The following is a 13,397-nucleotide window of genomic DNA, read 5'->3' as shown; positions in this document are numbered from 1 at the left end:
CAGGGATCTCGAAATGCCTCACGCCGAAATTGCCGTTGCCAGCGCACCCTCATTGACTGCCGTGCTGTTTGGCCTGAGTGGCTGCCTGGTGGATTTCGGTTCCCAGGCGCGCACCGACGCCCCCGCCCCCGATTCCCAAGCCACGCCCGGTGCCCTGGCTATCCTGCGTAGCCTCAAGGAGCAAGGCATCCCCTGTGCCTGGCTGGACGAGCTACCCACCACGGTCACCACCCCGCTGGCCGCCACACTGCCCAAGTGGATTAAAGCCACTTCCCCCTCAGCTATCCGCTGGCCTGCGCCAAACGCCTGTTGGCAAGCCTTGATGGAGCTGAATATCGAGCGGCTGGAAGGCTGCGTCCTGGTCAGCGGTGAGCCACGCTTGCTGCAAGCCGGCCTGAATGCCGGTTTGTGGACCATCGGCCTGGCGTCCTGCGGCTCCTTGTGCGGCCTGGCGCCCGAGCAATGGCAGGCACTCACCGAGCAACAACGCGAGCACAAGCGCGGCAAGGCCACGGTTGCGCTGTACGGGCTGGGGGTTCACTCGGTGATCGATCACCTTGGCGAACTGGGCACCTGCCTGGCCGATATCAGCCTGCGCCAGCTCAAAGGCGAGAAGCCCTGACACGGATCATGCACGCTCGGCGCCAGTGGATTAATCTACAGGTCAGCCCGTAGACCTTTCTCGGCGTGCCGTGGTCTATGCCAGTGCCTATCGATAAAAGGAAATACGTCATGCCTGATCGCAAAAAACTCGAAGAACAGGTCGAAATCCTGCGCGGGCAGTTGGTACAGGAACCGCCGCTGTCGGAAGAAAAACGTGAAGCGCTGGAAGCCTTAATTGCCAAGTTTGAATTGCAGCTTGAACTTGAGCCGGCGACTCAAACGCCGAGCATCTCCGACGATGTGAACCAAGCCGCCATAGAATTCGACGCTGAGCACCCGGTCATTTCCGGGACGTTGCGCAATATCATGATCACCTTGGGCAATATCGGGATCTGATCCCGATTCAAACTCAACCGCAGACCTCAATGTGAGGGCTGGCTTGTGTGGGAGCTGGCTTGCCTGCGATGCAGACACCTCGGTTTTTCAGTTGCGCTGAGTTGATGCTATCGCAGGCAAGCCAGCTCCCACACAAGCCAGCCCCCACAGTCAGTTTTTGGGTGAAGTTTATTGGCGAGCCAGGCGCACGTTCTGGAACGCCACATCCTCAGTGCTGCGGTACGGGTTGATATCCAACCCACCCCGGCGCACATACCGCGCATACACCGTCAACTTCTCCGGCTTCAGCAGGCGCTGAAGGTCGAGGAAGATCCGCTCCACACACTGCTCATGGAAGTCCGAGTGCTGGCGAAAGCTCACGATGTACTCGAGCAGGCTGGCGTGATCCAACGCCGAACCACGGTACTCCACCACCACACTCCCCCAATCCGGCTGGCTGGTGACCGGGCAGTTGGATTTGAGCAGGTGGCTGTGCACGCTCTCTTCGACAACACGCGAATCATCGCAGCGCAGCAGTTCCGGGCGCGGATGTTCATAGCTGCTGACGTTGATATCCAGATCATCGATGCACACGCCCGGCAAGGCCATCACGCCTTCAGCCTCGATTTCGGCCAGTTTGCGAATACGCACGGTCACGGGCTTGCCGGCGGCCGCGCTGAGGTCGGTGCGCAGGGTCGCTTCCAGGCTCGCCGTGTCGGCGAATGCGGTCTGGTTCAGCGAGTTGAGGTACAGCTTGAAGGACTTGGACTCGATGATGTTCGGCGAGTCGGCCGGGATGCTGAACTCGCCGATGGCCACCACCGGCTTGCCCGACGGCAACAGCCAGGACAGTTCGAAGCAGTTCCAGAAATCCACGCCTTTGTAAGGCAGGGTCTCGGCGCTCAGGCCCAGCTCGGCCCACTTGGCGGCGCGAGGGATCGGAAACAGCAACGACGGGGTGTAGGTGGAGATGTATTCACTGGACTTGCCCAGCGGCGAATGTTCGGCTGCGGGATGCATGGCGGAAACCTGGCTAAATAAACCGCGCCAGTCTACCAGCCTTTGCCCCCGCGCCTAAACGCTGCCGGATCAATCGACGTTGAGCTTGCCCACCATGCCCGCCTGGTAGTGCCCCGGGAGGTTGCAGGCGAACTCCAGGCCCGTGGCCTTGGTAAAGGTCCAGGTCAGCTCGGCGGTTTTACCGGGCTCCACCAGCACGCTGTTGGGGTCATCATGCTTCATGCCGCCCATCTCACCGTGGCCCATGGCGCTGTGGTCCATTTTGCCCATGCCGGTGGCGGTGAGCATGCCGCTGGCCTGCATCTGCAACATTTCTTTCTGGTGCTCGGCATGCATCGCCGCGTCGCCCAGGTTGAATTCGTGAAGCAACTGGCCTTTGTTGACCAGCACAAAGCGCACCGTCTCACCGGCTTTTACGTCGAGGGACTTGGGCGAAAAGGAAATATCCTGCAGCGTCACTTCCACAGTGCGCGTGGCTTTATCGGCCGTCGCCGGCTGGCCAAACGAATACGTGTGGGCAGCATCGGCAATCGCATCAAAACTCAACGCCAACAGGCAACCCGCCAACAACAGGGGTGTACGCAACGCCATCGCTCTTCTCCAAAAATGTATGACTGGCCAGGGGAGCACTCTAAGATTGCGCCGCTGCCAGCCAGCTGACTGCTAGATTACAACTTTGTAAGGTTGCGCCCCTGCCCTGCCACCCACGGTATAAAGCTCGTCGTCACCCGTTGCCAAGAGCTGCCCATGAAACTGCTGATCGTCGAAGACCAACCCAAGACCGGCCATTACCTGCGCCAGGGCCTGGCCGAGGCTGGCTTTACCACCGAACTGGTGGCCGACGGCATCACGGGCCAGCACCTGGCGCTGACCGGCGACTTTGACCTGCTGATCCTCGATGTGATGCTGCCCGGCCGCGACGGCTGGCAAATTCTCCAGGCCGTGCGCAGTGCCGGCCTGGATATCCCGGTGCTGTTTCTCACCGCCCGCGACGCCGTGGAAGACCGCGTCCATGGCCTGGAACTGGGCGCCGACGACTACCTGGTCAAACCCTTTGCCTTTTCCGAACTGCTCGCCCGGGTGCGCAGCCTGTTGCGCCGTGGCAGCAGCACGCCCCAGGAAACCGCGCTGCAACTAGCTGACCTGCGCCTGGACCTGATCCGCCGTCGCGTAGAGCGCGACGGCCAACGCATCGACCTCACCGCCAAGGAATTTTCCCTGCTGGAACTGCTGTTGCGACGCCAGGGCGAGGTGCTGCCCAAATCGCTGATTGCTTCCCAAGTGTGGGACATGAACTTCGACAGCGACACCAACATCATCGAAGTAGCGATCCGCCGCCTGCGCCTGAAAGTCGATGACCACTACCCCAACAAGCTGATCCATACGGTGCGCGGCATGGGCTACGTGCTGGAGGAGCGCCTCAATTGATCAAGCGCCTGTCCCTGGCCAGCCGCCTGGCACTGCTGTTTGCTGGCTGCACCGCCGTGGTGTCGTTGTTGGCAGGCGTGTTGTTCAACCATGCCAGCGAGGCGCACTTTATCGAGCTGGATCAACAACTGCTCGACAGCAAGCTGGTGGCGCTGCGCAGCACGCTGCAAGGAGTCGACTCCGCCGCGTCTTTCGCCGAGCGAGAAGCGCAATTGCGCACCGAACTCAACCGCCAACCCGACCTCGCCCTGCGTATCACAGCGGCCGGGAAACGCTGGTTCGACGGCGCGCCGGATGTCGCCCTGCCGACGGCGCCCGGCCTGCACAGCCTGCAAAATGCCGGCACCGACTATCGCGTCTACAACACACCGTTGACAGTCGGCCAAGCCGACTCGCCGCAACTCACCCTGATGCTCGACATCACCCACCACCAGCACTTCCTGCAACGCATGCAGCACCTGATCTGGCTCACCGTCGGGCTCTCGGCCCTGGCCACCGCACTGCTCGGCGCCTGGGCGGCACGCAGTGGGCTGCGACCCTTGCGGCGCATGGGTGAAGTGGCTGCCAGCGTCTCGGCCCATTCGCTGACTCAGCGCCTGCCGCAGCAGCAAATGCCGGTGGAACTGGCCGAACTGGCCCAAACCTTCAACGCCATGCTCGGCCGCCTGGATGATGCCTTCCAGCGCCTCTCGGCGTTCTCTGCCGACATCGCCCATGAACTGCGCACGCCGTTGTCGAACCTGCTGACCCAGACCCAGGTCATCCTCACACAGCCACGCCCGCTGGAGGATTACCGTGAGGCGCTGCACAGCAACCTCGAAGAGCTGCAATGGATGGCGCAGCTGGTCAATGACATGTTGTACCTGGCCAAGGCGGATCACGGCTTGCTGGTGCCCAAGCGCGAAACCTTGGCGCTGGAGGATGAGGTCGATGCGCTGCTGGAGTTCTTCGCGCTGCTGGCGGAAGACGGGCACGTCAGCCTGGTGCGCGAGGGCACGGCCCACACCACGGGTGATCGCGGGATGTTGCGCCGGGCATTGTCGAATTTGCTGGATAACGCGCTGCGGTTTACCCCGCCCGGTGGCGAAGTGCGCGTGCGCATTGAAGACGGGGTAAGACTATCGGTGGAGAACACTGGGAAAGGCATTCCAGCGGAACTGCTGCCGAGGTTGTTTGATCGATTCTACCGAGCGGACCCGGCGCGTCGTGAAGGCAGCAGTGAGCATGCAGGATTGGGGCTGGCGATCACCCAATCGATCGTGCGGGCCCATGGGGGGAGGATATTTTGTGAGTCTGGGGTGGGGTGGACACGGTTTGTTATTGAGTTGCCTGCCTAATCGCCATCGCCGGCAAGCCGGCTCCTACAGGTAAAACGCGATCCACTGTAGTAGCCGGCTTGCCGGCGATAGCAGTCTAAAGGCTTATGAATATCTCAGCGCATGCGCCGGCTCAATCTTCGCCGCGCGATACGCCGGGTACAAGGTTGCCAGAAAGCTCAACACAAACCCGGCCGTGCAGATCAGTACCACATCCCCACCCTGCAGCTCCGAAGGCAGGTTGCTGACAAAGTACACGTCCGAACTGAAGATGTGCTGGCCGGTCACCCGCTCCATCCAGCCCACCAGCTCACTCACGTTCAACGCCGCAATCACGCCCAGCACGCCGCCGATCAAAGTGCCGACGATGCCGATCACCGTGCCCTGCACCATGAAGATCGCCATGATCTGCCGGGGCGTGGCGCCGATGGTGCGCAGGATCGCGATGTCCGCGCCCTTGTCGTTCACGACCATGATCAGGGTAGCGATGATGTTGAACGCCGCCACGGCCACGATCATCAGCAACAGCAGACCGATCATGGTCTTTTCCATTTTCATCGCGCTGAACAGGCTGCCCTGGGTGTGGGTCCAGTCATCCGGCTTGTAGGCCGCGCCCAAGCTGGCGGCAATGTCTGCCGAAACCTTCGGGGCTGCGTACAAATCTTTTACCGCCAGACGCACGCTTTGCACCTGGTTGGGCTGCCAATGCTGGATCTCGGCGGCATCAGCCATGTTGATCAGGGCCATGGAGCCGTCCAGCTCGGCGCCCACCTTGAAGATACCGACCACGTTCAAACGCTGCATGCGTGGGGTGATGCCGCCCGGGGCAGTGCTGATTTCCGGCACGATCAGGGTCAGCTTGTCGCCCACGTTCAAGCGGAAACGCCGCGCGGTGATGTCGCCAATGACCACGCCGAACTCACCGGCCTTGAGGTCTTGCAGGCTGCCTCGCACGATGTGTTGGGCCACGATCGACACCTTGCCTTCCTGGTCCGGGTCGACGCCGCTGATCTCGATCGGTTGCATCGCACCTTTGTAGGAGAACATGCCGTCCATCTGCGTGAACGGCACGGCAGCGGTCACTTCCGGGTTCTTCATGGCGGCAGCAGCCACCGGCTGCCAGTCGTCGATGGGGTTCACGCCAACGATGGTGGCGTGGGGCACCATGCCGAGGATGCGTGAGCTCATTTCACGCTGGAAGCCGTTCATCACCGACAGCACCACGATCATCGCCAGCACGCCCAGGGCGAGACCGATCATCGAGGTCATCGAGATAAACGAGACAAAACGGTTGCGGCGCTTGGCGCGGGTATAGCGCGTGCCGATGAAAATCGATAACGGTCTGAACATTCGCGGGCACCGTTGGAAAAATAGAAAGCCCGGTGCCTGGCACCGGGCTTGAAACAGGTCAGATGGCGACCAGATGACCTTCCTGCAGGTGCAATACACGGTCCATCTGGCGAGCCATGCTCATGTCATGGGTCACCACCAGGAACGCGGTGCGCATCTGGGTACTCAGCTCCAGCATCAAGTCCTTGATGCCCTGGGCAGTGTGGGAGTCGAGGTTGCCGGTAGGCTCGTCGAGCATCACCAAGCCCGGGTTGTTCACCAGGGCGCGGGCGATTGCCACACGCTGGCGCTCGCCACCCGACAGTTCAGCCGGTTTGTGCTCCAGGCGATGGCCCAGGCCGACGCGCTCCAGCAGCGCCTTGGCACGCTGGCGGGCTTCCGGGATCGCGGTCTTGCCGATCAGCAGCGGCATGCACACGTTTTCCAGGGCGGTGAATTCCGGCAGCAGGTGGTGGAACTGGTACACAAAACCGAGCGAACGGTTGCGCAACTGGCCACGGGCCTTCTCGCCCAGGGCCGACAGTTCTTCACCCGCCAGCCATACGCTGCCCTTGGACGGCGTATCAAGGCCGCCCAACAGGTTCAGCAAGGTACTTTTGCCGGAACCGGAACTGCCGACGATCGCCACGCGCTCGCCCGGGTGCAACTCCAGTTGCAGGTCTGACAGCACCACCACCGACTCAGGGCCTACCTCGTAGGATTTGCCCAGGTTGCGGCAGCTCAGGATTGCTTTTTCACTCATGCCCGATTCACTCATAACGTAAGGCCTGTGCTGGCTGGGTACGTGCCGCGCGCCAGGCTGGATACAGGGTGGCAAGGAAACTCAATACCAACGCGGCGCCGCCCACCATCAACACGTCCTGGGCTTGAACCTGGGACGGCAAGTAGTCGATGAAGTAGACGTCGGCGTTGAGAAACTTGTGGCCGATCAGGGTTTCGAGGCCGGCGATGGCGGCGCTGACATTCAGCGCAGCCAGAATGCCGACGGCGGTGCCGATCAAGGTGCCGACCACGCCGATCACGGTGCCCTGCACCATGAAGATCGCCATGATCTGCCCTGGTGTGGCGCCAAGGGTGCGCAGAATCGCGATATCGCCCTTCTTGTCATTCACCACCATCACCAGCGTGGAGATGATGTTGAAGGCCGCCACCGCAACGATCAGCAACAGCAGCAGGCCGATCATGGCTTTTTCCATGCGGATGGCCTGGTACAGATTGCCGTGGGTGCGTGTCCAGTCGCGGGCGTAGTACTGGGACTCACCCAAATGCTGGGCGATTTCCCACGAGGCACGCGGCGCATCGAACAGGTCGTTGAACTTAAGGCGCAGGCCCTGCACCTGGTCCGGCTGCCAGCGGTGCAGGCGGGCCAGGTCGGTGAGATTGGTGAGGCCCAGGTAACCGTCGATCTCGCCAGCGCCCACGTGGAAGGTGCCGACCACGGTGAAGCGCTTCATGCGCGGGAACATGCCGGCCGGGGTCACGGTGACTTCCGGGGCGACGAAGGTGAGCTTGTCGCCCAGGCCCACGCCGAGCTTGGCTGCCGCCTTGTCGCCGATGACGATGCCGAACTCGCCGGGCGCCAGGTCATCGAGTTTGCCCGAGAGCATGAATTTGTCGATGATCGAGACCTTGCGCTCCTGGGCCGGGTCGATGGCATTGAGCAGGATCTTCTGCACCTTGCCGTCATTGGTCAGCAGCCCCTGCATCTGGGTGAACGGCGCAACGGCCAGCACCTTGGGGTTCTGCTTGACCTTCTCGGCCAGGCTTTGCCAGTCGCTGATGGGCGCATCGCCTTCGATGGTCGCGTGGGGCACCATGCCCAGCACGCGGGTGCGCATCTCATGATCGAAGCCGTTCATCACCGACAGCACCACGATCATCACGACCACGCCCAAGGCGAGCCCGATCATCGAGGTCAAGGAAATGAACGACACAAAATGATTGCGGCGCTTTGCACGGGTATAACGCGTGCCGATAAATACGAAGAGAGGTCTGAACATGTCGGGGCTTGTTCGGAGGAAAAGAAGACGTCCCGGTGGCGGGGTCTGGTAAGCAGCTTTACACTCTGACCATCACCGTTACCTGGGGTTCGCCATGTCGACATTAGATGAAGAAGAACGCCGCGAATACTACCGTATCGACGACATGATCGCACTTCAAATCAAAAGCCTCTCCACCCCCGAAGCGGCGAGCAAGGAAGTGTTGCTGGATGATTCGCCGCTGTTCAATCTGCTCAGCGAACTGCACCTCAGCGAATTCGAAGCCCAGCACCTGTTGCGCCAGATCAGCGAGAAGGACCGCAGCCTGGCCGCGTTCCTCAAAGTGCAGAACAAACGCCTCGATTTGCTCAGCCAGATCATGGCTCGCGGCCTGCTGGATGAGGTCGGCGCGCCGCAGCCGGTGATCATTTCCGAAGGCGGCATCGACTTCCAGCACCCGACCCCGCTCGCCACCGGCGCGCACCTGGCGGTCAAGCTGGTGCTGATGCCCCAGGCGCTGGGCCTGCTACTGCGCGCACGGGTCACCCACTGCGACCCCAAGGGCAATGGTTTTGACGTAGGCACGGAGTTCGAGTCCATGACCGACGCCCAACGCCAACTGCTCGCCCGCTACATTCTGCAGAAACAAGCCCAGGAACGACGCCTGGCGCGGGAACAAAGCGACGCCAAAGACACCTGAATACGTATTCACCCCGCCAGACACCCTGGCGCATAGGAGCAACTGTGACCCTGATTTACGGCCATCGCGGTGCCAAAGGCGAAGCACCGGAAAATACCCTGACCAGCTTTCAGGAGTGCCTCAAGCACGGCGTGCGCCGTTGCGAACTGGACCTGCACCTGTCCATGGACGGCGAGCTGATGGTCATCCACGACCCAACCCTCAAGCGCACCGCCGACCGGCGCGGCAAAGTCGTCGAGTACTCGGCGGCGGACCTGGTGAAGATGGACGCACGCAAAGGCGGCCCGGGATGGGTCAAACCCTGCCCGATCCCTCGCCTGGAAGAGCTGTTCGAACAGTGCGACTTCGATCACTGGCAACTGGAAGTCAAAAGCGCTTCGCGCACCCGCGCCGCAACCACCGTGCTGGCGATTCGCGAGATGGCCGTGCGCCATGGCTTGATGGACAAAGTCACCGTGACTTCAAGTTCGCGGGAAGTGCTGAAAGCGGCGGTTGAACTCACCCCGGACCTGTCACGCGGCCTGGTTGCCGAATACGCCTGGCTCGACCCGCTGAAGGTCGCGCAAAACTACGGCTGTGAGATTCTGGCGTTGAACTGGACGTTGTGCACCCCTGAGCGTCTGGAAAAAGCCCAGCGCCAGGGCTTGCACGTGTCCGTGTGGACGGTCAACGAACCTGCGCTGATGCGCAGGCTCGCCGACTTCGGCGTAGATAGCCTGATTACAGACTTTCCCGGTTTGGCCACTGCCACCCTCGAGAATTACTGAAATCGGTCTCCCCGGCCGGCTCAGGCCACCGGCCGGAGCCGCTCAAAAAAGCCGGTTGAGGCCGTCGTAGGCCGCTACGCGATAGGCTTCAGCCATGGTCGGGTAGTTGAACGTGGTGTTCACGAAATACTTGAGGGTATTTTGCTCACCCGGCTGGTTCATGATGGCCTGGCCGATGTGCACGATCTCCGACGCCTGGTAGCCGAAGCAATGCACGCCGAGGACTTCCAGGGTCTCGCGGTGGAACAGGATCTTCAGCATGCCTTGCGGCTCACCGGCGATCTGCGCACGCGCCATGCTCTTGAAGAACGCCTTGCCCACTTCATAAGGCACCTTGGCCTTGGTCAGTTCGTGCTCGTTCTTGCCGATGGAGCTGATCTCGGGAATCGTGTAGATCCCGGTCGGCACGTCGTTTACATAACGCCAGCTGCCATTGTCGACGATGCTGCCAGCGGCCGAACGGCCCTGGTCATGGGCGGCACTGGCCAGGCTCGGCCAGCCGATCACGTCGCCGGCGCCGTAGATGTTCGGCACGCAGGTGCGGTAGTTCTCGTCCACCTCGATCTGGCCACGGCTGTTGACCTTGACCCCGATGTTCTCCATGCCCAGCTTGTCGGTGTTGCCGGTACGGCCGTTGCACCACAGCAAGGCGTCGGCCTTGATCTTCTTGCCGGACTTGAGGTGCAGGATCACCCCGTTGTCCAGGCCTTCGACCCGCTCGTACTCTTCGTTGTGGCGCACGGTGATGTTGTTGTTGCTGAAGTGGTAGCTCAACGCCTGGGAAATTTCCGAGTCGAGGAAGCTCAGCAATTGGTCGCGGTTGTCCACCAGCTCCACCAGCACACCCAGGCCGCTGAAGATCGAGGCGTATTCACAGCCGATCACGCCGGCGCCGTAGATGATCAGTTTGCGCGGGGTGTGGCCCAGGCTCAGGATGGTGTCGCTGTCGTAGATACGCGGGTGGTGGAAATCGATATCGGCCGGGCGATACGGGCGCGAACCGGTGGCGATGATGATGTGCTTGGCCACCAATTTCTCGACCACACCGTTGGGGCACACGACTTCAACGGTTTGCTCGTCGGCGAAACTGCCGGTGCCGAAGAACAGGTCGACACGGTTACGCGCGTAGTAACCGGTGCGCGAGGCCACTTGCTTGGAGATGACTTTCTCGGCGCTCTTGAGCACGTCCGGGAACGAGAACCAGCGCGGCTCACCAATGGCCCGGAACATCGGGTTGGTATTGAACTGCATGATCTGGCGCACTGAGTGACGCAAGGCCTTGGACGGGATGGTACCCAGGTGGGTGCAGTTACCGCCGACCTGGCGACGGCTATCGACCATCGCCACCTTGCGCCCTGCCTTCGCGGCGTTCATCGCCGCACCTTCTCCAGCCGGGCCGGAACCCAGTACCACCACGTCGTAGTTGTAGACAGCCATGCGTACTCCTCAGAACAGGCCAGGCGTACGGTTGGACGCCGGGCTAAATCATGCCGCGGCCAGCGGTCATGAAGGACAATTTGGCTCAAGTGTGTGAACCGGGGCACAGTCTATATAAGGCTCAACGCCGCGCACATTAACCCTTGGTCGCGTCGTAGGCCAGTATTGCCTTAACTACACGCTTAGGAAATTGCAATTACACTGTCGGCACGCACCTTTGCAGGACGAGCCATTATGCGGCATGTCGTTTTCTGTTTATTGCTGATGTTGTCGATCACGGTGCAGGCCAGTGAAGCGGACCGCCTCAAGCAGGCCAACTTCCCCACCCAATCCCACGCGTTGGCGCTGAAGAACCAGGCCGTGCTGGTCTATCTCTGGGCCGATGTGTACGCCGCTGCGCTGTACGCCCCATCCAACCTCAGTGCCAAACAGGCCTGGGACGAGCAGAAGGACCTGCGCCTGGCGCTGTACTACTTTCGCGACATCGACCGCAGCGACGTGATCAAGGCCGCCACCACCGCCCTCGAACGCCAGCAGACCGCTGCCACCCTCGCCCGCTTGAAGCCTGAACTGGATCAACTGCATGCCAGTTTCCGCGACATCCGCAGCGGCGACCGCTACGCCCTGGATTTTCGTCCCGGACGCGGCCTGGACCTGGAGATCAATGACCAGGTGGTGTTCAGCAGTCGCAACGACGAGCTGGCAAAGGCTTACCTAGGCATCTGGCTCGCGCCCAAGGGCCTGTCCGATAGCCTGCGCAAAGCCCTCCTCAACTGATCACCTCCCAAAACCACCACAACCCTCTGTAGGAGCTGGCTTGCCAGCGATAGCGATCGTCAGGCGGATACTCTTTAACCGACACACCGCTATCGCTGGCAAGCCAGCTCCTACAAGGTTTTCATCATTGGCATTTAGTCAGCTTGCTATCGGTTTCTGTTGCGGGTAGTGGCCAATACACATATGGTTACAAAACACCGCAAGGACGAACAGCGACCAGGGAATCACTAATAAGATAGCCAAGATGAGTGAATGACATGTCCACTTCTACGGGCAAAGGCAAAGCGATTTTTCGCGTTGTCAGCGGTAACTTCCTCGAAATGTTCGACTTCATGGTCTACGGCTTCTACGCCACGGCCATTGCCAAGACCTTCTTTCCCACCGACAGCGCCTTTGCCTCCCTGATGCTGTCCCTGGCGACCTTCGGCGCCGGCTTCCTCATGCGCCCACTCGGCGCCATCTTCCTCGGCGCCTACATCGACCGTCACGGCCGCAAGAAAGGCCTGGTGATCACCCTGGCCCTGATGGCCGCCGGTACCATCCTTATCGCCTGCGTGCCCGGTTACGCCACCCTTGGCGTCGCCGCACCGCTGCTGGTGCTGTTCGGCCGCTTGCTGCAGGGCTTCTCGGCCGGCGTCGAGCTGGGCGGTGTGTCGGTGTACCTGGCGGAAATCGCCACGGCCGGCCGCAAAGGCTTCTTCGTCAGTTGGCAGTCTGCCAGCCAACAGGCCGCGGTGGTGTTCGCCGGTTTGCTGGGCGTGGGTCTGAACCACTGGCTCAGCCCCGAACAAATGGGCGATTGGGGCTGGCGCGTACCGTTCCTGATCGGCTGCCTGATCGTGCCGGTGATCTTCGTGATTCGCCGCTCCCTGGAAGAAACCCCTGAATTCCAGGCGCGCAAGCACCGCCCTACCCTGCAGGAAATCGTCCGCTCTATCGGTCAGAACTTCGGCGTAGTCATTGCGGGCATGGCGCTGGTGGTGATGACCACCGTGTCGTTCTACCTGATCACCGCCTACACCCCGACCTTCGGCAAGGCCGAGTTGCACCTGTCGGACTTCGACGCGCTGCTGGTGACGGTGTGCGTGGGCATCTCCAACTTCATCTGGTTGCCGGTGATGGGGGCGGTGTCTGACAAGATCGGGCGTAAGCCCCTGCTGCTGGGTGCGACGATTCTGGCGATTCTTACGGCTTACCCAGCGCTGTCGTGGCTGGTGGTCAACCCGAGTTTCAGCCACCTGCTGATCGTGCTGTTGTGGCTGTCGTTCCTGTACGGCTCGTACAACGGCGCGATGGTGGTGGCGCTTACCGAGATCATGCCGGTGGAAGTGCGTACCACCGGGTTCTCTCTTGCCTATAGCTTGGCGACGGCGACCTTTGGTGGGTTTACGCCGGCGGCGTGTACCTACCTGATCCATGTGCTGGACAACAAGGCGGCGCCGGGGATTTGGTTGAGTGGCGCGGCGGTGTTGGGGTTGATTGCGACGCTGGTGCTGTTTAAAGGCAATCGGCATGAGCTGCGGACCGCGCAGGCTTCGGTGGTAGGTGGCGCCTGATGAGCCGTCATCGCAGGCAAGCCAGCTCCCACATTTGAAGGTATTCACAGATCCAAATGTGGGAGCTGGCTTGCCGGCGATGAGGCCCT

14 protein-coding genes are annotated in these 13,397 nt (G+C 61.3%); 8 read left to right on the top strand and 6 right to left on the bottom strand.

Translation table 11 applies throughout. From position 1 onward, the window contains the following. Positions 1-13 precede the first annotated feature (13 nt). Together HX792_RS06860 and HX792_RS06855 are read left to right on the top strand one after the other, a co-directional pair. Positions 14-622 (top strand): HAD family phosphatase, encoded by a 609-nt coding sequence (locus tag HX792_RS06860; RefSeq protein ID WP_176995361.1) that lies wholly within the window; start codon positions 14-16, stop codon positions 620-622. A 110-nt stretch (positions 623-732) separates the two neighbouring features. Next, positions 733-999, top strand: a complete 267-nt coding sequence (locus HX792_RS06855; protein WP_176995360.1) for a DUF4404 family protein — start codon at positions 733-735, stop codon at positions 997-999. 168 nt (positions 1,000-1,167) lie between these two features. Here the strand turns inward: HX792_RS06855 and queF are convergent, their stop codons facing one another. Together queF and HX792_RS06845 are read right to left on the bottom strand one after the other, a co-directional pair. Next, positions 1,168-1,998 (bottom strand): NADPH-dependent 7-cyano-7-deazaguanine reductase QueF, encoded by an 831-nt coding sequence (gene queF, locus HX792_RS06850; protein ID WP_176995359.1) that lies wholly within the window; start codon positions 1,996-1,998, stop codon positions 1,168-1,170. A gap of 69 nt (positions 1,999-2,067) precedes the next feature. Further along, complete coding sequence (locus tag HX792_RS06845; protein ID WP_176995358.1) at positions 2,068-2,589, bottom strand: plastocyanin/azurin family copper-binding protein; 522 nt, start codon at positions 2,587-2,589, stop codon at positions 2,068-2,070. A 156-nt stretch (positions 2,590-2,745) separates the two neighbouring features. On the opposite strand from HX792_RS06845, the gene HX792_RS06840 reads away from it, so the two are divergent. Both HX792_RS06840 and HX792_RS06835 read left to right on the top strand, forming a co-directional pair. Beyond that, positions 2,746-3,426 carry a heavy metal response regulator transcription factor gene (locus HX792_RS06840; protein ID WP_176995357.1) on the top strand — a complete coding sequence of 227 codons (681 nt, stop codon included), beginning with the start codon at positions 2,746-2,748 and terminating at the stop codon, positions 3,424-3,426. Then, positions 3,423-4,763, top strand: coding sequence for a heavy metal sensor histidine kinase (locus HX792_RS06835; protein ID WP_176995356.1), 1,341 nt, complete (start codon positions 3,423-3,425; stop codon positions 4,761-4,763). The genes HX792_RS06840 and HX792_RS06835 overlap by 4 nt, the downstream gene beginning before the upstream one ends. 84 nt (positions 4,764-4,847) lie before the next feature. Here HX792_RS06835 and HX792_RS06830 read toward each other — a convergent pair whose 3' ends face one another. The 3 genes from HX792_RS06830 to HX792_RS06820 are packed head-to-tail and all read right to left on the bottom strand — an operon-like array spanning position 4,848 to position 8,092. After that, positions 4,848-6,092, bottom strand: coding sequence for a lipoprotein-releasing ABC transporter permease subunit (locus HX792_RS06830; protein ID WP_176995355.1), 1,245 nt, complete (start codon positions 6,090-6,092; stop codon positions 4,848-4,850). A 58-nt stretch (positions 6,093-6,150) separates the two neighbouring features. Next, a complete protein-coding gene (gene lolD, locus HX792_RS06825) occupies positions 6,151-6,834 on the bottom strand; it encodes a lipoprotein-releasing ABC transporter ATP-binding protein LolD (protein WP_176995354.1) in 684 nt (227 codons plus the stop codon). 7 nt (positions 6,835-6,841) lie between these two features. Continuing rightward, entirely contained in the window at positions 6,842-8,092 is a 1,251-nt protein-coding gene (locus tag HX792_RS06820; RefSeq protein WP_176995353.1) for a lipoprotein-releasing ABC transporter permease subunit, read from the bottom strand. A 94-nt stretch (positions 8,093-8,186) separates the two neighbouring features. On the opposite strand from HX792_RS06820, the gene HX792_RS06815 reads away from it, so the two are divergent. Both HX792_RS06815 and HX792_RS06810 read left to right on the top strand, forming a co-directional pair. Then, positions 8,187-8,771, top strand: coding sequence for a PilZ domain-containing protein (locus HX792_RS06815; RefSeq protein WP_176995352.1), 585 nt, complete (start codon positions 8,187-8,189; stop codon positions 8,769-8,771). Positions 8,772-8,815: 44 nt separating this feature from the next. After that, positions 8,816-9,538, top strand: a complete 723-nt coding sequence (locus tag HX792_RS06810; protein WP_176995351.1) for a glycerophosphodiester phosphodiesterase — start codon at positions 8,816-8,818, stop codon at positions 9,536-9,538. Between the two features lie 42 nt (positions 9,539-9,580). On the opposite strand, the gene sthA is transcribed toward HX792_RS06810, so the two are convergent. Beyond that, a complete protein-coding gene (sthA, locus tag HX792_RS06805; protein WP_176995350.1) occupies positions 9,581-10,975 on the bottom strand; it encodes a Si-specific NAD(P)(+) transhydrogenase in 1,395 nt (464 codons plus the stop codon). Between the two features lie 234 nt (positions 10,976-11,209). Here sthA and HX792_RS06800 point away from each other — a divergent pair, with 234 nt between their 5' ends. Together HX792_RS06800 and HX792_RS06795 are read left to right on the top strand one after the other, a co-directional pair. Then, positions 11,210-11,752 (top strand): chalcone isomerase family protein, encoded by a 543-nt coding sequence (locus HX792_RS06800; RefSeq protein ID WP_176995349.1) that lies wholly within the window; start codon positions 11,210-11,212, stop codon positions 11,750-11,752. A gap of 257 nt (positions 11,753-12,009) precedes the next feature. After that, positions 12,010-13,308: an MFS transporter gene (locus tag HX792_RS06795; protein WP_176995348.1), complete on the top strand. Its 1,299-nt coding sequence runs from the start codon at positions 12,010-12,012 to the stop codon at positions 13,306-13,308. Positions 13,309-13,397: the final 89 nt, after the last annotated feature.

Source organism: Pseudomonas sp. B6002 (assembly GCF_013385985.1).
Classification (GTDB): domain Bacteria; phylum Pseudomonadota; class Gammaproteobacteria; order Pseudomonadales; family Pseudomonadaceae; genus Aquipseudomonas.
The sequence above is the reverse complement of the archived record's forward strand: the minus strand, read 5'-3'. Positions and strand labels throughout refer to the sequence as shown.